Below are 17,753 nucleotides of genomic sequence, written 5' to 3'. Positions count from 1 at the left end.
GGCCGCTTTCGTGTGCACGCAGGCTTTCTGAACGCTACACTCAGACTGCTTCGTACTTCTTTCCCATGTAAAAAGAAAACCGATAACGAGGTTGCGATGTCGCTACCCCTGGTTGTATTTCTGCCCTTTCTGGTGGCTATTGCTGCGCCACTGTTTGCCCAGGGCGGGCGAACGGCGATTGCAATAGTCTCTTCCATACCGGCTATTATTGGCCTGGCTGCCCTGTTCCCCCACTGGGAAACGCTGGCTGGCGGCGGTGTAGTCCATAACTCATGGGAATGGCTGCCGGCGCTGGGCATTTCCTTCAGTTTCCGGCTCGACGGGCTGGCGCTTCTGTTTGCCTTGCTGATCCTGATCATCGGCCTCCTGATTATCCTGTATGCCCGCTATTACTTGAAAAAAGGCGAGAACATCGGAAAGTTCTACGCCCTGCTTCTGTGCTTCAAGGGCTCCATGCTGGGCATTGTTCTGTCCGGCAACCTGTTGCTGATGATGATTTTCTGGGAGCTGACCAGCCTGACCTCGTTCCTGCTGATCAGTTTCTGGACCCATAAACAGGATGCCCGCCGGGGCGCGCGGATGGCACTGGCGGTTACCGGCGGTGGTGGCCTGGCGCTGCTGGCCGGCATTCTGATCATCGGTAACATCGTGGGAAGTTTCGAGCTGGATGCCGTGCTGGCCGCTGGCGACCTCATCAAGAACCACGCCATGTACCCGGTGGCACTCACCCTGATTCTGCTGGGCGCGTTCACCAAGTCGGCCCAGTTCCCGTTCCACTTCTGGCTACCCCACGCGATGCAGGCACCCACGCCGGTTTCTGCGTACCTGCACTCGGCCACCATGGTGAAGGCCGGGGTGTTCCTGATGGCGCGCCTGTACCCGGCCCTGGCCGGCACCGAGCAATGGTTCTACATGGTGAGTTTCACCGGCATGGCTACGCTGCTGGTGGGCGCCTATGTGGCCATGTTCAAGCACGACCTGAAAGGCCTGCTGGCTCATTCCACTGTCAGTCACCTGGGCCTGATCACGCTGCTGTTCGGCATGGGTACCGAGCTGGCAGCAGTTGCTGCGGTGTTCCACGTGATCAACCACGCCACCTTCAAAGCCTCCCTGTTTATGGCGGCCGGCATTATTGACCACGAAACCGGCACCCGCGACATGCGGCGAATCAACGGTCTCTGGCGCTACATGCCCCATACCGCAACCCTGGCGATGGTGGCGGCGTCGTCCATGGCCGGAGTGCCACTGTTGAATGGCTTCCTGAGCAAGGAAATGTTCTTTGCGGAGTCCCTGCAGCTGAACCTGCCTGGTATCTGGGCCTGGATTCCGCCGATTGTGGCTACGCTGGCCGGTATTTTTGCGGTGGCCTACTCCGCCCGTTTCGTGCACGACGTGTTCTTTAATGGCAAACCGGTCAACCTGCCCATCTACCCGCCCCACGAACCACCCCGGTACATGAAGATTCCGGTGGAGATCCTGGTGTTTGCCTGTGTGATGGTGGGCGTATTCCCGGCTTACTCTGTGGGTCCGCTGCTTTACTCCGCTTCGGCCGCCACCCTGGGTGGCGAGGTTCCGGACTACCACCTGGCGGTCATGCACGGCTTCAACCTGCCCCTGATGATGAGCTTTGCCGCCTTTATCGGTGGCCTGATCATGTACTCCCAGCGCCAGAAGTTTTTCGATTTCCACGCCCGGTTCAAGGAAGTGGATGAAAAAGCGGTCTTTGAAGCCGTGGTCTCCCGCTTTGTGGAACTGGCTAACCGATTCACTGCACGCATCGAAAACGGCTCCTTGCAGCGCTATGCCGTGCTGCTGGTTGGCAGTGCGATTGTGGTGGCGATGGTCCCGCTCGCCACTATGGGCATCTTCGTAGGCGAGAACGGGCTGTCACCGGTGGACTGGCCCACTGCCATCGCCGCTGCGATTCTGATCTTCTGCGCCCTGGCCTCGGCATTCCTTCACCGGGGACGGTTTACCTCCCTGATGTTCCTGAGCGTGGTGGGGCTGCTGGTGGCCCTGGCCTTTGCCCGCTTCTCGGCACCGGACCTGGCCATGACCCAGCTGTCGGTCGAAGTGGTGACCATGGTGCTGCTGATGCTGGCGCTGTTCTACATGCCTTCGTGGACGCCGCTGGAAACCTCCGGCACTCACCGTGCACGGGACATTGTGCTGGCCCTGCTGGCCGGTGGTGGCATGACACTGGTGACGCTGGCCATGTTGACCCAGCCGTTTACCTCCATCAGCGAGTTCTTCCTGGAAAACAGCAAGACCGGTGGTGGTGGTACCAACGTGGTGAACGTGATCCTGGTGGACTTCCGGGGCTTCGATACCCTGGGTGAAATCACGGTATTGGCCATTGCCGCCCTTGGCATCTATGCCATGCTCAAGGACACGGCGCTCACACCGCCGCCGGGTGATGGTGAAGGCCATGCCTGGACCCGTGACGCCTACCCGCTGATGCTCAAGCAGATTGCCCGGCCGATGCTGCCACTGGCGCTGATGATTTCAGCCTACATCTTCCTGCGCGGGCATAACCTGCCGGGCGGTGGCTTTATTGCCGGCCTGATCACCTCGGTTGCCCTGATCCTCCAGTACATTGCCAGTGGCATGGTCTGGACCCAGGACCGCATCGGCATCAAGTATCACAACGTGATTGGCCTGGGCCTGATATTTGCCACCATCGCCGGTGCCGGCAGCTTTGTCTATGGCTACCCGTTCCTCACGACAACGTTTGACTACATCACCTGGCCGGTGGTGGGCAAGTTCGAGGTAGCCTCAGCCCTGGTATTTGACCTCGGCGTGTATCTGGCCGTGATTGGCGCGACCCTGCTGGCTCTGGTCAGCATCGGCCGGTTGTCCCCCCACTCTGCGATCAGAAGCCCCCGGGAGAATGTGTAATGGAGCTTGTTTTTGCACTGGTTATAGGCGCCCTGACGGCGTCTGGCGTTTACCTTTTGCTTCGGGCACGAACTTTCCCGGTGGTTGTGGGGCTTACGCTCCTGTCTTACGGGGTTAACCTGTTCCTGTTCGCCTCTGGCCGACTGGCCACGGGCCAGCAGCCGATTCTGGGCAGTTCGGCCAGTTATGCCGACCCCCTGCCCCAGGCCCTGGTGCTGACGGCCATTGTTATCGGCTTTGCCATGACCGCCTTTGTGGTGGTGTTGTCACTGAGAAACCTGGCTGACAACCAGGACGACCACGTGGATGGCAACCGCAAGCAGGATGAAGACAGCGAGGAGGCCAAGCAATGAACCATTGGCTGACCGCACCCGTCCTGATTCCGCTGCTGGGCGGCATACTGCAAACGTTTATGGGCTACGCCCCGATTGCGCTGCGCCGCACCCTGGCACTGGCCACCACCGTTCTGCTGGTGGCCACCAGCATGGTGCTCCTGACCATGGCCGACGATGGCAGCTACCGGGCCTACGCGTTCGGCAACTGGCAGCCACCCTTCGGCATTGTGCTGGTGCTGGACCGACTGGCAGCTTTCATGCTGGTGATGACTTCAGTGCTCGCCCTTCTGGCCCATATTTTCTCGCTGGGTGGTGCTGACGAAGGCAACCGGCAGTTCCACACCCTGTTCCTGTTCCAGTTGATGGGGCTGAACATTGCCTTCCTGACCGGCGACCTGTTCAACCTGTTTGTGGCCTTCGAGGTGCTGCTGATCGCCTCCTACGGACTGCTGATGCACGGTGGCGGCACGGTTCGCACGGTTCCGGGCCTGCATTACGTGGTGCTCAACCTGGTGGGCTCATCGCTGTTCCTGATCAGCGTAGGCATGATCTACAGCGTAACCGGCACACTGAACATGGCCGACCTGGCCGTGAAAGTGCCGCAGGTGACCGGTGAAAATGCCCTGCTGGTAAAAGCCGGTGGCATGATGCTGCTGGTGGTGTTTGCCCTGAAAGCGGCGGTGTTGCCCCTGTGCTTCTGGCTGCCGAAAGCCTACGCCAGCGCTACGGCTCCGGTCGCCGCGCTGTTCGCGATCATGACCAAGGTTGGCATTTACGCGATTATCCGGGTGTATTTCCTCGTTTTCGGCGACGATGCCGGCGAACTGGCCAACCTCGGCATGGACTGGCTGTTCCCGCTGGCGCTGATTACCCTCGCCATGGGTGTGATGGGTGCACTGGGTGCTGACAACCTGAAATCCCTAACCGCCTGGCAGGTTATTATTTCGGTGGGCACCTTGCTGGCACCGATTGCACTGGGCTCAGCGGAAAGCCTGTCTGCCGCCTTGTTCTATATGCTCAGCACCACCTGGATTGTTGCCGGCCTGTTCCTGGTGGCAGACCTGGTGGCCTCCCAGCGCGGCAGCGCCGGGGACCGGATTATTACCGCGCCGATGATGCGTCATCGCACCTTCCTGAGTGTTCTGTTCATGATCGGCGCCGTTGCCGCGGCTGGCCTTCCGCCATTCAGCGGCTTCTTCGGCAAGTTGCTGATCCTGATGTCGGTTGAGCCCGGCCCCCAGATGGCGTGGCTCTGGGGCACCATCCTGGTAGGCGGGTTCCTGACGCTGGTGGCTTACAGCCGTGCCGGCAGTATCGTGTTCTGGCGTACTGTTGACGGCCACGTTGAAACCGCCCGCCCGCTCAAAGGCACCACCGCCGTAGCGGCGGGCGCCATGATTGCGCTCACGGTGGTGATTGTGGCCATGGCAGGCCCGATCAACCGGTACACCGAAGACACTGCCGCCCAGATCCTGGATACATCGGCCTATATCGACATACTGCAGACCCCCATGGTCGGGGAGGATGACTGATGCTGGACAGACTTAGCTTTCCGCAGCCGTGGCTCAGCCTGATTCTGTTTCTGACCTGGCAATTCCTGAGTGATGGCATTTCCGGCGGCAGCCTGGTGCTGGGCCTGGTACTGGCCTGGGGTATCCCCCAGCTGACCCAGGGCTTCTGGCCAGAGCGGCCTGCCTTCATGAAATCCTGGCGCATGCCGGCTTACCTGCTGGTCGTGCTCTGGGACATCGTGATTGCCAGCTTCTCGGTCGCCAAGCTGATCCTGAGCCCACGCAAACCAGAACCGGTGTTCGTTTGCTACCCGCTGCAACTGGAGCATCCGCTGGCTATTTCCATTCTGGCCAGCACCATTTCACTGACCCCGGGCACCGTCAGTGCCGATATCAGCGATGATGAAAAGATGTTGCTGATCCACGCGCTGGACGCCCGAAGCGACGACGAAGTGATCGATGCCATCCACACGCGTTACGAGAAACCCCTGATGGAGATGTTCAAATGATCACCATCGCGCTGTACGCCAGCATTGCCATGGTTACCCTGGCCGCCCTGCTGAACGTCTACCGCCTGATACAGGGCCCGGATGCACCGGACCGTGTACTGGCACTGGATACCCTGTATATCAACGCCATTGCCCTGATCATTCTGCTGGGCATTACACTCGGCACCCGCATGTACCTGGAATCTGCCCTGCTGATCGCCGTAATGGGCTTTGTCAGCACAGTGGCCACCGCCAAGTACCTCAAGCGCGGCAGCGTGATTGAATAACCCGGAGGACAACCATGAGCCCGTTAGCTGAATACACCATCTCGGCGCTGCTGATCATCGGGGGGGCCTTCACCCTGATCGGCGCCATCGGCCTGGCCCGGTTACCGGATTTCTTTACCCGGTTGCACGGCCCTACCAAGGCCACCACACTGGGCGTGGGCGCCGTGATGCTCAGTTCCGTGGTTTACTTTTCGAGTACTGGCCAGGGCATCGGCATCTCTGAAATACTGATCACCGTATTCCTGTTCCTGACCGCCCCGGTCAGCGCCAACATGCTGGCCAAGGCGGCCATGCACATTGGTGTGAAAACCATGGATAACACCCGGGGTAAACCCTGGGATCAATAACAACGTAATACCCCGAACACCCATTACAACGACAAGAGGTATTCATAGATGGCACAGACACGGATTCTTAAACCTGCCGACAATGCCTACCAGTATCCGCTGCTGATCAAACGGTTGCTGATGTCCGGCCCGCGTTACAATCCGGACCAGGAAATCGTCTATGCCAACCGCAGCAAGTACACCTACAAGGATTTGGTTGACCGCATTCACCGGCTGGCCAACGCCCTGACCGATGCCGGCGTGAAGCCGGGCGACACCGTGGCGGTCATGGACTGGGATACCCCGCGCTACCTGGAATGCTTCTTTGCCATCCCGATGATCGGTGCCATCCTGCACACGGTAAACGTGCGGCTGTCGCCGGAGCAGATCGTGTATACCATGAACCACGCAGAAGACGATGTGGTGCTGGTGCATGATGACTTCATGCCGATCATCGAAAGCGTGAAAGATGAAATCAAAACCGTCAAAACCTGGATTCAGGTCACCGACGAAGCCAGCGCCAAGGCCACCTCTATCGACACGCTGGGCGAATATGAAGAGCTGCTGGCAAAGGCCGACAACCAGTTCGACTTCCCTGACTTTGACGAAAACAGCGTAGCCACTACGTTCTACACCACCGGCACCACCGGTAATCCCAAAGGCGTTTACTTCAGCCACCGCCAGCTGGTGCTCCACACCCTGGCCATGACCGGCAGCATTTCCGCCTATGATGAAATGCCCCTGCTGCGCTCGTCTTCCGTGTATATGCCGGTTACCCCCATGTTCCACGTTCACGCCTGGGGTGTGCCCTATGCTGCCACCATGCTGGGGGTCAAACAGGTTTATCCGGGCCGCTACGAGCCGGAGCTGCTGGTCGACCTGATCAAGACTCACCGGGTAAGCATGTCGCACTGCGTGCCAACCGTCATGCAGATGATGATGGCCACCGAGTCCATCAAAACTGCCGACCTCAGCAACTGGCACGTCCTCATTGGTGGCAGCGCACTGACCAAAGGCCTGTGCGACGCGGCGGCGAGGCTCGGCATTCACATGTACACCGGTTACGGCATGTCGGAAACCTGCCCGCTGCTGAGCACCACGCACCTGAAGCCGGAAGACCTGGACCTGCCGCTGGAACAGCAAACCGCCATCCGGGTGAAAACCGGTATCGCCGTGCCCATGGTCGAACTGGAAATTGTCGATCCGGATGGCAACCCGGTACCCCACGACGGCGAAGCCAAGGGCGAAGTGGTTACCCGTGCGCCCTGGCTGACCCAGAGCTACTTCAAGGAGCCTGAGAAGGGCGAAGACCTGTGGCAAGGTGGCTGGCTGCACACTGGCGACGTGGCCTCCATGGAGCCGGATAACACCCTGACCATCAAAGACCGCATCAAGGATGTGATCAAGACGGGTGGCGAGTGGCTATCCTCCCTGGACCTGGAAAACCTGATCAGCCAGCATCCGGCCGTTGCCGGTGCCGCCGTAGTGGGTGTACCGGATGAGAAATGGGGCGAACGGCCCTATGCCCTGGTTACCCTGAAACCCGGCGAGAACATCGGGCTGGAAGACATCCAGAAGCACCTGCAGCAGTTTGTGGACAGTGGCGACATCAACAAGTGGGCCATTCCCGGGCAGATCGACTTCGTGGAAGACATTCCGAAAACCAGCGTTGGCAAGATCAACAAGAAGCTGATCCGGGACCAGCTGACGGACTGATCCACCCACCCCAAAAAAGCCGGTGTCTGTTTTTCAGGCGCCGGCTTTTTTGTGGGTAAAAATCAGAGGCCGGTGAAGGTGAAGTCCAGCTCCGGAGTGCGGCCAGCCACGATATCGGCCAGGGCCGCGGCCGAGCCGCAGGAATGGGTCCAGCCCAGGGTTCCGTGGCCGGTGTTCAGGTAAAGGTTGTGGAAATGGCTTTTGCCAATATAGGGCACGTTGGAGGGCGTCGTTGGCCGCAAGCCTGTCCAGTACTCGGCCTGGTCCCAGTGTCCCGCCCCCGGCAAGATCTCGGCCGCCCTGCGCACGATCGCCCGGCAGCGGATGAAGTCCAGGTTCCGGGTGTAGCCGTTCAGCTCGGCCGTACCAGCCACCCGAATACGGTCACCCAGCCGGGAATACACCAGTTTGTACTCGTCATCGGTCAGGCTTACCTGGAATGCCGCGTCCGGATTTTTTACCGGCACGGTGATCGAATAGCCCTTGGCCGGATAAATATTCAGGAACAAACCCAGACGCCGGGCCAGCACTGCACTGAAACTCCCCAGGCAGAGTACGTAACTGTCGGCTCGCAGAACCTGGTGCCGGCCTTCAGTTAACGTCTGAACATCGAGTATCCGGTCCCCCGCCTTGTCGAACCCCAGCACCTCGGTGCCGTAGCGAAACTCCACGCCTGCTTCGGCGCAACGGCGGGCCAGGGCCTGGGTAAATTTCCGGGCATCGCCGCTTTCATCATCGGCGGTGTAGGTGGCACCGGCAATCCGCTGGCGAACATCTTTTAATGCCGGCTCCAGTTCCACCGCGCGGTCTGCGTCAATTACCTGCCGGTCACAGCCCAGCTCCCGCATAATTCGCGCCGGCTCCATGGCGGCATCAAATTCCTGCTGGCTGGTGTAAAAATGCAGAATGCCTTTCTCGAGATGGTCGTAGTCCAGATCCAACTCTTTACGCAGAGCCTGCAACTGGCTTCGGCTGTAGGTGCCCAGATTCACCATCTGGCGGATATTATGGGCCGCCCGGGCAGACGTACACTGAGTCAGAAAGGAAAGCCCCCAACGCCACTGGTAGGGATCCAGGCGGGGCCGGTAAAGCAGCGGGGCTTCGGGCTGGAACAGCCATTTCAGGATTTTCAGGGGCGCCGAGGGGTTAGCCCAGGGCTCGGCATGGCATACGGAAATCTGGCCACCATTGGCATAGCTGGTTTCAAGGCCGGCCTGCGCCTGGCGATCCACAACCGTTACCTGGTGCCCCTGCTGCTGCAGAAACCAGGCCGTTGTGATACCAACAACGCCCGCGCCCATGACCACTATGTGCATACCTGCCTCCCCTCAACTTCTGAATATGGTGAAGCGTCAGCCGCCGGCCTTTTTAACCGTCCACCCCTTTTGCTCAAGCAAGGGCACCAGAAGGTCCCGCTGGTCGCCCTGAATCTCCACCACGCCGTCTTTTACTGTACCACCTGTGCCACATTTGGCTTTTAGCACTTTGGCGTAGGCCTTGAGTTCTTTGTCGTTCAGGGGAATACCGGTAATCAGCGTTACACCCTTGCCCTTGCGACCCTTGGTTTCCCGGCTTACCCGCACCACGCCGTCACCGGCCGGTCGTTCCGGCTGACCACAGGTGCACTCGGCCACTGGCTGCCGGCACTCCGGGCACATGCGGCCCGTTTCAGTGGAAAATACCAGGCCGCCGTTTCTGTTCTTCATACCCATTGTTGATCCCGTGTACTGATCAGTTCAGGCCCGGAGGGTATTTGGAAAACATCTCGGAGACAACCTCGTCGATCAGCTTGCGCCGGGTTTCCGGAGACTGGTTTTCATTCAGGTAGCGACGACTGGCTGCGCGCCAGACCACTTCTTCGTTGCGCCGGTCGGCCAGCTCAACCACCAGCTTGCCTTCGGTGATTTCACGCACGGGAGGCGGTGCCGACAGGGCCCAGCCAAAGTTACCCCGGCCAAAGCCGAAACCCAGCCCGACGCCTACCTGCTCCAGGCGTTCTTCCGGAACAATCTGCCAGCTCACCAGCAAGTCGGCCTCGGTATCGGGCAGCTTTTTCATCGCCTTGCGGGTAAATTCACGCTCAATGGCATTACGAACCCGGCTGTCATCCAGCGAGGTAAAACCGGAATCCTGCTGGTTTGGCGCAAAGGCCCAGCTGGCGTAGTTACCGAACACGGTTGCCGAATTGTAGTCGGTCACGACATTGCTGGCACAACCGGCCAGAACCAGCGCCATTGCTGCTACGAACAGAATACGCATCGCTCTTCTCCCCTGTTTAATTGGCCGCTTGATGCAGTATACGCCGGCAAACGGTCAGCCGGATGCTGCTAACTTCTATGTGTCAAAACGGTAATCGAGTTTCTGGGCATCGCAGAAGGCGGCAAACTCCGCCTGCCGCACTTCCGGCACCGACACCCGGGCATTCACACGGGAACTGTAGGTAATGTCTTCAATGGTGCCTTCGTGGCCGTCGCACCAGTGCCGTAGCGGCTGTTCATCGGCAAAGCCAAGTTCCACATCCGCCAGCACCCGCGCCTGCTGCACGGTACGGCCAACTTCCGACAACACACTCTCGGCAGCGCCTGCGTAGGCGCGCACCAGGCCGCCGGCGCCCAGTTTGATACCACCAAAATAGCGGATCACGATCACCAGCACATCGCCCATATCCTTGTGCTGGATCACGTTCAGAATGGGCTTACCGGCGGTGCCCGAGGGTTCACCATCATCGTTCATGGCGGCTTCCGCTGCCGAGCCGGGGCGGCCTATCTGGTATCCCCAGCAAACGTGCCGGGCGTCCGGAAAGTCGGCATGGGCCCGGGCAACGTGCTCGCGCACCTCGTCCCGGCTGCTCACCGGGTACACGCGGGCAATGAAACGGCTTTTTTTCACTTCCGTTTCCCGCTCAAGGTATCCTGACGGGACCGGGTAATCTTTACTCATGATACTCTCTCAACCGGCAACCGGATGTTTACCTCAAGCCCACCCCCGGGCTGGTTCCGGGCGGTAATTGTTCCGCCATGGGCCGCTACGATGTCCCGGGCAATCGCAAGGCCAAGGCCCCAGCCTTTACCACCCCGAGACTTGTCCGCGCGAAAGAACGGCTCGAACAGGTGCTGCAGCAGTTCCTCCGGAGCGCCCGGGCCGTCATCGGCAATATCCACCTGAAGACTGCCATCGGGGGCCGACACTGACACCCGCACGGATTTACCCGAAGGCGTGTGGTCAAGGGCATTCTGCAGCACGTTATCAAACGCCCGCTGCAACAATCCGGCATCGCCCCGTACCGACACCGCACGGGAAGCGTCGGTAGCATCCAGCTGGCAGTCCACACCCCGTTGTGCGGCAAAGTCCGCGGCATCCTGCAGGACCCGGTTGATCAACTCCAGTGGCTGCACCGGTTCCCGCTCCATAGCGTCACCATTCTCCGACACCCGGTACAGCGTCAGAATCTGACCAGTCATGGTTTCCAGCCGCTCATTCTGGCGCAGGATACTGGCCATCATGGCGGGGTCTGCCCCGGTGTCACTGGCCAACTCTATGGCCACCCGTTGCCGGGCCAGGGGTGTTCTCAGGTCATGGGAAATATCACGCAGAAGATGGTTCTGGCGTTCCAGTAACTGGCACAGCCGGTCGGTCATGGCGTTGAAGGCGGTCGCCAGTTGCCCCACCTCGTCACGCCGCCGGGCAATACGCTGAGGCACCCGCAGCCGGGTATCGCCGGCGGCAATGGCCTGGGCGGTGCTCTCCATATGTTTCAGGGGCTTGGATACCAGCCGGGCAATCCACCAGCAGGCCAGGGAGATCAGGACAAACGCCAGTGCAAATTCCAGGAAACGGAACAACCTCGGGTCCAGCCAGCCGTCGCCACCCATCCGGGGCCAGGCAACCAGCTGGTAGCCTTCCTCCAGGTTAATCAGTGCCGGCTTGTTGGGGTACCAGCCCGACTGAATCCGCTCACGGATATTGCGCGGCAGCCCGCGATGCCCTTCTTCTTTCTCGATCAGCATCAGGTGCAGGTCAAGGCGCTCGCCCTCTGACCGCAGGAACCGCCACATTTCGCCGCGGTTTTCCCGATTGCGAAGGTTCAGGGCCTCCCGGGCGATCTCATGCAAGCCAACCTGCCGTTCAATGGCCTGCCGCTCCCGATCCAGCAGGTAACGGGTGGCGAGGTTACTGGCCACAACGGTAACGGCCATCGCCAGCCAGATCGAAATAAATATCCGCCAGAACAGCGGGAACATGAATGACTTCATTGTGCCGGTACCCGATAGCTGTAACCCAGCCCCCGCACAGTTTCAATGCGAGGCGGATCATCGTTCCCCAGCTTCTTGCGCAGGTTGCTGATGTGCATATCCAGGGTGCGGTCGTAAGCCTCCAGCCGGCGGCCCAGGGCCCACTGCATCAGGTCGGTTTTGCGCACCACACTGCCGGCATGGGCCAGCAACACCTGCAGCACTTCGTATTCGGTGGCAGTTAACTCCAGCGGAGCGTCATCCTGGTAAATACGCCGCTGCCCCGGTTCTACCCGCAAGTCACCATAGGTTCGGGTAGCATCCACATCGGTTTTCTGGTCCCAGGCAATACGGCGCAGCAACGCCTGCAGGCGGGCGACCAGTTCACGGGGGTTACAGGGTTTGGGGATGTAGTCGTCAGCACCCACTTCAAAGCCGACAATACGATCGGTTTCGTCTCCACGGGCGGTCAGCAGAATCACCGGCAAATGGGTTTCGGCTCTCAGTTCACGCAGCACATCCAGGCCATTGATATCCGGCAGCATGATGTCCAGAACCACAATGTCACAATCGTGGGCCAACGCCAGTGCCAGTCCGTCACGGCCGTTGGCGGCCTCGCGCACGCTGAAACCCTGGGTGGTCAGATACTGCGACAGCAGTTCCCTGAGTTCGTCATCGTCTTCAACCAGCAGTACCCGGTTCTGCATATCCGTTTCTCTCCTGTTGCCCGGCAACAGTCTAACACGGCGCCCGGGCACGGCTGACGGCCAGGCATTTGCCTTTACCGAACCTTTACACCAGCCTGACACCAACTGACGTTGCACCGGCGTACTATGATCACCACAGGAACACCAACCGATGAGGCAACAACCATGAAAGCAAAAACATCCTTACTGACCGCCGGCGTACTGATGGCCGCCATGTTCGCCGCCAGCCCCGCAGCTATGGCCCAGGATCAGGGCATGAAGAAGCAGGGTGGCAAATGGGACCAGAAAGAAATGTGCGAGAACTTCCGCGAAGGCAAAGGCAAGTTCAGCGCCGAGTACCGTGAAGAGCGCCAGGCCGAAATGCAGAAATACCGGGCTGAAATGGCCGACCGCCTGAAGCTGACTGACGAGCAGCGCGAGATCTGGGACGAGATCCACCAGGAGCGTCAGCAAAAGCAGCAGGAGCGTATGGGCAAGTGGCAGCAGAAGATGGAAAAGCGCTGCGGTAACGCCCAGAAGTGATCACAAGCCGGGTTCTGTCGTATGGTATAGGGAAAGTTAACAGAGCTTACCCAAAACCATGGCAGAACCCGCCTTACCTGACATCACCCTGACCACCTGCGCCAGCATCACGGACATTCCCCGTGACGACTGGCAACGGCTGGCCGGGCGCAGCAATCCTTTCCTGCGCTACGAATTCTTTCAGGCGCTGGAAGATTCCGGCTGTACCCGTACCGAAACCGGGTGGACACCCTGCCACCTGGTTTTTCGCGTGCAAGGCAAGATCTGCGGCCTGGCCCCGGCCTACCTGAAAAACCACTCCAGGGGCGAATACGTGTTCGACTGGAGCTGGGCCGAAGCCTACCAGCGTTACCAGCTGCCCTATTACCCGAAGCTGCTGATCGCCATTCCGTTTACCCCGTCACAGGGGCCAAGGTTATTGCTGGATGCTTCGTTACGGGCGCAACTTACGCCCGCCCTGCTCGATCAGTTACTGGGCAATCTGACCCAGCAGCTGGGCGCCCATTCCTGGCACCTGCTGTTTCCGGATGCGCCGGACCAGGCCCTGCTTGGCCACGACCGGGAACTGCACCGCACCGGCTGCCAGTTCCACTGGCACAACCGTGGTTACCAGAACTTTGAAGACTTTCTGGCGGCACTGACTTCCCGCAAGCGCAAATCCATCCGCAAGGAACGCCGGCAAGTGGCGGATCAGGAGATTACCTTTCACACCTTCCACGGCCGGGACATCTCCGACCAGGTGCTGTCGGCATTCTTTGTGTTCTACCAGGCCACATACCTGAAAAGAGGCCAGGCACCCTACCTGAACCAGGCCTTTTTCGAACTGCTGCGGGAACACCTGCCGGAGCACCTGCACATCATCATGGCCGTGCGCCATGGCGAGATGATTGCCGGCGCCTTGTTCCTGGCCGGTGAAACCACCCTCTACGGCCGCTACTGGGGCTGCCTGGAAGAGTATGATCATCTGCACTTTGAAACCTGCTACTACCAGGGCATCGAACTTGCCCTGGAGCTGGGGCTCCAGCACTTCGACGCCGGCGCCCAGGGCGAACACAAACTGGTGCGGGGCTTCGAACCGGTGATCACCCACTCCTGGCATGGCATTCTGCACCCGGGTTTCCGGGAGGCTATCGCTGATTTCTGTAGCGAGGAATCCGAACACGTGCAGGCCTATTTTGCCGAATCACAAACCCTGCTGCCCTACCGCAACGAACAACCCTGAGGTACCACGACTCTGAAACTGGGCTCGCGCGCTCTAACCCAGGTAACGCACCAGTGCCGCAGCAAGCAGGCCGACAGTAATTGACGGCAAAGGTTTTCGGGTAGCCAACATGGTTACCGCGGTGGCCACCAACGCAGCCAGGGCCCCGAGATCACCGTCTACCGCCATAGGCACAATGATGGCGATCAACACCGAGCTGGCCATGGTGTTGATAAAACTCTCGACCCGTGGATTGATGCGCACGAACGACATCAGGAACACACCGCCGAAGCGGGTGACCAGGGTAACCACTGTCATAATGGCAATCAGCGCCAGTACGCCGGCGGAGGTGGTTTCAATGGTCACTCGCCACCTCCTTGCCTGAACCTGCCTTGGGCTCCAGCCAGAACAACCCGATCAAGCCGCCAGCCAGCGCTCCGACCACCACATGCATGTTCGGCGGCAGCCATTTCCAGGCCGCCAGCGCACTGACCGCCGCCACCAGCCAGGCCACCAGAACCCGGGGTGATTTCCGGCCGCCCAATGCCATCGTCAGCAAGAAACATCCCAGCACCATATCCAGCCCGAATGCCTCCGGGTTCTGCATAAGGCCACCGAAATACACCCCCAGCGCGGTACCCAAAACCCACGCCAGCCATAGCACCAGACCGCCGCCCACAATCACCTCCAGATTGTGACGACCATTCTGGTAGTCCTGGGCGCAGGCCGCCCAGTTGGCATCCGTCAGCAGCAGCATCAGACCGTACCGTCGCCCGGGCGGCACCTGCTTCAACATCGGATACAGCGAAGCGCCCATCAACAGGTGGCGGGAGTTGATGGCAAACACCACCACCATCATCGGCAGCACAGACACCTCTGCGCCCCACAAATCCAGCGCACCAAACTGCGAAGCCCCGGCAAACACCGTGGCGCTCATCAGAATCGTTTCAAGCGGCGACAACCCCTCCTGGGTAGACGCCAGGCCGAAAGCTGCACCAAACGCCACCACAAACAACGAAATGGGCAGCAGCCGGAAAAACTCCGCCCGCACCCTGCTCGCCTGAAACTGGTAGGAATAGTGCCCGCCAGACATCAACCCTGACCCTCGCCCCTGCTATCAAAACAACCCGTCAGAATCGCCCGCATCTTCTCCGCACCGAGCTCATTCATCAGCGCAATATTGCGATCAGGAATCCCGTCCACATCCGGATAACCATCAATCGCCGCCTCCAGACTCGCTTCCCGCAGCAAGTGCAGCATAGGATACGGAGACCGGTTGGTGTAGTTCTCCGCAGCCCCCGGCTCGGTTTCAGCAAACTGGTAATCCGGGTGGAAACTGGCGATCTGGTAAACGCCCTCAAGCTCCAGATAGGCCAGCAACGCATCAGCCGCGTCCAGAAACTCGTTGTAGGCGTAGAAATCCTGCAGCACGTCCGGATGAATCAGCAACGTAGTTTCGATCTCCGGTTCGTCTTCCAGACGCTGCAATTCCGCGTGCAGGGCCTGCAGGAGGTCGTCTTCGTTTTTCGCCTCTGTCACCGTGAACCGAACCCGGTTCTTGACCAGCTCCCGCTTGGCGAAGGGGCACAGGTTGTAGCCAACGACTACATCTTCGACCCACTTGCGTGTGGCGTTAATAACCTGAGATTCATTCAAAATAGTTGCCTTTGCTTGTGTCTGAATACAGCTCCGAAGTCCGAGCGCGGGTGTGGGTTGGGCCTTCCAAAACTGTGCGGAGCCATGGATGGCGGAGCTCAAGCGTCACACGGACGTGCCGAACGAGCGTGTTTTGGAAGGCCCAACCCACACCCGTGCCGGCACCCCATGTTTAATACTTAAACGTAACCCTGGCTCCGAAGATAATCATCATAACTGCCACTGAAGTCGGTAATGCCATCAGCCTTCAACTCGATGATCCGCGTAGCCAACGAAGAAACAAACTCCCGGTCGTGGCTGACAAAAATCAGCGTCCCCGGATAATTCTCCAGCGCCAGGTTCAGCGCCTCGATGGACTCCATATCCAAGTGGTTGGTGGGCTCATCCATCAGCATCACATTCGGCTTCTGCAGAATCAGCTTACCAAACAGCATCCGCCCCTGCTCACCACCGGAAATCACCTTCACCGACTTACCGATATCATCCCCGGAAAACAGCATCCGCCCCAAAGTACCGCGCACCAGCTGCTCGCCACCGGTGGTCCACTGAGCCATCCAGTCGGTCAGGGTGTCGTCCCGGGCGAAATCGGCGGTGTGGTCCTGGGCGAAGTAGCCCACCTCTGCGCTGTCGGTCCATTTCACCTCGCCGGCATCCGGCTCGGAGGCACCGGCCAGGCACTGAAGCAAAGTGGTTTTACCGATACCGTTAGGGCCAATGATGGCCACACGCTCGCCGGCTTCGATCTGCAAATCCAGGTTCTTGAACAGCGGGCCTTCGTCGAAGCCCTTGGTCAGGCCTACCAGGGTGACCGCCTGGCGGTGCAGTTTCTTGCCCTGCTCGAAGCGGATAAACGGGCTCACCCGGCTTGACGGCTTCACCTCTTCCAGCTGGATCTTGTCGATCTGGCGGGCGCGGGAGGTGGCCTGCTTGGCCTTGGAAGCGTTGGCCGAGAAGCGGCTGACAAACTGCTGCAGTTCGGCAATCTGGGCCTTCTTCTTGGCGTTATCTGACAGCATGCGCTCGCGGGCCTGGGTGGCGGCGGTCATGTATTCGTCGTAGTTGCCCGGGAACAGGCGCAGCTCACCGTAGTCCAGGTCCGCCATGTGGGTACACACACTGTTCAGGAAGTGGCGGTCGTGGGAGATGATGATCATGGTACTGTTGCGGGCCACCAGGATATTTTCCAGCCAGCGGATGGTGTTGATATCCAGGTGGTTAGTGGGCTCGTCCAGCAGCAGTACGTCCGGGTCAGAGAACAGGGCCTGGGCCAGCAGCACGCGAAGTTTCCAGCCCGGGGCCAGGGCGCTCATGGGCCCTTCATGCTGCTCCAACGGAATATCCAGGCCCAGCAGCAGTTCGCCGGCGCGGGATTCGGCGGTGTAGCCGTCCATTTCGGCGAATTCCACTTCCAGGTCCGCCACGGCCATGCCGTCTTCTTCGCTCATTTCCGACAGGGAATAGATGCGGTCCCTTTCTTTCTTCACATTCCACAGTTCTTCGTGCCCCATGATCACGGTGTCCATCACCGTGCAATCCTCGTAGGCGAACTGATCCTGGCGCAGCTTACCCAGGCGGATGTTCGGCTCCAGCATGACCTGCCCGGCCGAGGGCTCCAGGTCGCCACCCAGAATCTTCATCAGGGTGGACTTGCCGCAGCCGTTGGCACCGATCAGACCGTAACGGTTGCCGTTGCCGAACTTGGCAGAAACATTTTCAAACAGGGGCTTGGCCCCGAACTGCATGGTGAGATTGGCGGTGGAGATCAAGAAAAGAACCTGCAAACGTAAGGGCCGGGACAACGCCGGCGAAGAGAAACCGCGCATTGTACAGGTTTGCAAGGCAGACTGTGAGACCGCAGAAACACCGACAAAAAG

Annotated in this window: 19 protein-coding genes; 9 read left to right on the top strand and 10 right to left on the bottom strand. The window is 59.7% G+C overall.

Annotation, left to right across the window (positions count from 1 at the left end):
* Positions 1–96: 96 nt before the first annotated feature.
* From B9Q17_RS01615 to B9Q17_RS01585, 7 genes are read left to right on the top strand one after another with little or no spacing between them, the layout of a single operon-like run.
* Positions 97–2,898, top strand: coding sequence for a monovalent cation/H+ antiporter subunit A (locus tag B9Q17_RS01615; protein WP_094623832.1), 2,802 nt, complete (start codon positions 97–99; stop codon positions 2,896–2,898).
* Entirely contained in the window at positions 2,898–3,251 is a 354-nt protein-coding gene (locus B9Q17_RS01610; protein WP_022987973.1) for a Na+/H+ antiporter subunit C, read from the top strand. The genes B9Q17_RS01615 and B9Q17_RS01610 overlap by 1 nt, the downstream gene beginning before the upstream one ends.
* Positions 3,248–4,765, top strand: a complete 1,518-nt coding sequence (locus tag B9Q17_RS01605; protein WP_094623831.1) for a monovalent cation/H+ antiporter subunit D — start codon at positions 3,248–3,250, stop codon at positions 4,763–4,765. The genes B9Q17_RS01610 and B9Q17_RS01605 overlap by 4 nt, the downstream gene beginning before the upstream one ends.
* A complete protein-coding gene (locus B9Q17_RS01600) occupies positions 4,765–5,253 on the top strand; it encodes a Na+/H+ antiporter subunit E (protein ID WP_094623830.1) in 489 nt (162 codons plus the stop codon). The genes B9Q17_RS01605 and B9Q17_RS01600 overlap by 1 nt, the downstream gene beginning before the upstream one ends.
* Complete coding sequence (locus tag B9Q17_RS01595) at positions 5,250–5,519, top strand: K+/H+ antiporter subunit F (protein ID WP_022987970.1); 270 nt, start codon at positions 5,250–5,252, stop codon at positions 5,517–5,519. Before B9Q17_RS01600 ends, B9Q17_RS01595 begins: the two co-directional genes overlap by 4 nt.
* A 14-nt stretch (positions 5,520–5,533) precedes the next feature.
* Entirely contained in the window at positions 5,534–5,866 is a 333-nt protein-coding gene (locus tag B9Q17_RS01590; protein WP_022987969.1) for a Na+/H+ antiporter subunit G, read from the top strand.
* Between the two features lie 48 nt (positions 5,867–5,914).
* On the top strand, positions 5,915–7,561 hold the full coding sequence (locus tag B9Q17_RS01585; protein WP_094623829.1) for a fatty acid--CoA ligase: 1,647 nt from the start codon (positions 5,915–5,917) through the stop codon (positions 7,559–7,561).
* Positions 7,562–7,623: 62 nt separating this feature from the next.
* Here the strand turns inward: B9Q17_RS01585 and B9Q17_RS01580 are convergent, their stop codons facing one another.
* The 6 genes from B9Q17_RS01580 to B9Q17_RS01555 form a co-directional block, all read right to left on the bottom strand.
* Entirely contained in the window at positions 7,624–8,877 is a 1,254-nt protein-coding gene (locus B9Q17_RS01580) for a D-amino acid dehydrogenase (RefSeq protein WP_094623828.1), read from the bottom strand.
* Positions 8,878–8,913: 36 nt separating this feature from the next.
* Positions 8,914–9,273 carry a translation initiation factor Sui1 gene (locus B9Q17_RS01575; RefSeq protein ID WP_058341409.1) on the bottom strand — a complete coding sequence of 120 codons (360 nt, stop codon included), beginning with the start codon at positions 9,271–9,273 and terminating at the stop codon, positions 8,914–8,916.
* A 19-nt stretch (positions 9,274–9,292) separates the two neighbouring features.
* Positions 9,293–9,820, bottom strand: coding sequence for a DUF4136 domain-containing protein (locus tag B9Q17_RS01570; protein WP_022987965.1), 528 nt, complete (start codon positions 9,818–9,820; stop codon positions 9,293–9,295).
* Positions 9,821–9,895: 75 nt separating this feature from the next.
* Positions 9,896–10,501, bottom strand: coding sequence for a YigZ family protein (locus tag B9Q17_RS01565; protein ID WP_094623827.1), 606 nt, complete (start codon positions 10,499–10,501; stop codon positions 9,896–9,898).
* On the bottom strand, positions 10,498–11,814 hold the full coding sequence (locus B9Q17_RS01560; RefSeq protein ID WP_094623826.1) for a sensor histidine kinase: 1,317 nt from the start codon (positions 11,812–11,814) through the stop codon (positions 10,498–10,500). The genes B9Q17_RS01565 and B9Q17_RS01560 overlap by 4 nt, the downstream gene beginning before the upstream one ends.
* Entirely contained in the window at positions 11,811–12,500 is a 690-nt protein-coding gene (locus tag B9Q17_RS01555; RefSeq protein ID WP_022987962.1) for a response regulator transcription factor, read from the bottom strand. The genes B9Q17_RS01560 and B9Q17_RS01555 overlap by 4 nt, the downstream gene beginning before the upstream one ends.
* A gap of 165 nt (positions 12,501–12,665) precedes the next feature.
* Between B9Q17_RS01555 and B9Q17_RS01550 the strand changes: the two genes are divergently transcribed.
* Complete coding sequence (locus B9Q17_RS01550) at positions 12,666–13,022, top strand: hypothetical protein (RefSeq protein ID WP_058341413.1); 357 nt, start codon at positions 12,666–12,668, stop codon at positions 13,020–13,022.
* A 58-nt stretch (positions 13,023–13,080) separates the two neighbouring features.
* Positions 13,081–14,244 (top strand): GNAT family N-acetyltransferase, encoded by a 1,164-nt coding sequence (locus B9Q17_RS01545; RefSeq protein WP_094623825.1) that lies wholly within the window; start codon positions 13,081–13,083, stop codon positions 14,242–14,244.
* Positions 14,245–14,277: 33 nt separating this feature from the next.
* Here the strand turns inward: B9Q17_RS01545 and B9Q17_RS01540 are convergent, their stop codons facing one another.
* The 4 genes from B9Q17_RS01540 to B9Q17_RS01525 form a co-directional block, all read right to left on the bottom strand.
* On the bottom strand, positions 14,278–14,589 hold the full coding sequence (locus B9Q17_RS01540) for a branched-chain amino acid transport AzlD family protein (protein ID WP_094623824.1): 312 nt from the start codon (positions 14,587–14,589) through the stop codon (positions 14,278–14,280).
* Positions 14,579–15,316, bottom strand: coding sequence for an AzlC family ABC transporter permease (locus B9Q17_RS01535; RefSeq protein ID WP_094623823.1), 738 nt, complete (start codon positions 15,314–15,316; stop codon positions 14,579–14,581). Before B9Q17_RS01535 ends, B9Q17_RS01540 begins: the two co-directional genes overlap by 11 nt.
* The gene (locus B9Q17_RS01530) at positions 15,316–15,879 is read right to left on the bottom strand and encodes a DUF1415 domain-containing protein (protein ID WP_094623822.1); all 564 of its coding nucleotides are present in this window, start codon (positions 15,877–15,879) and stop codon (positions 15,316–15,318) included. The genes B9Q17_RS01535 and B9Q17_RS01530 overlap by 1 nt, the downstream gene beginning before the upstream one ends.
* Positions 15,880–16,058: 179 nt before the next feature.
* Complete coding sequence (locus B9Q17_RS01525) at positions 16,059–17,645, bottom strand: ABC-F family ATPase (RefSeq protein WP_094623821.1); 1,587 nt, start codon at positions 17,643–17,645, stop codon at positions 16,059–16,061.
* Positions 17,646–17,753: the final 108 nt, after the last annotated feature.

Source organism: Marinobacter vinifirmus (assembly GCF_002258215.1).
Lineage (GTDB): Bacteria > Pseudomonadota > Gammaproteobacteria > Pseudomonadales > Oleiphilaceae > Marinobacter > Marinobacter vinifirmus.
Note: the sequence above shows the minus strand (reverse complement) of the source record. Positions and strands in the feature narration are given on the sequence as shown.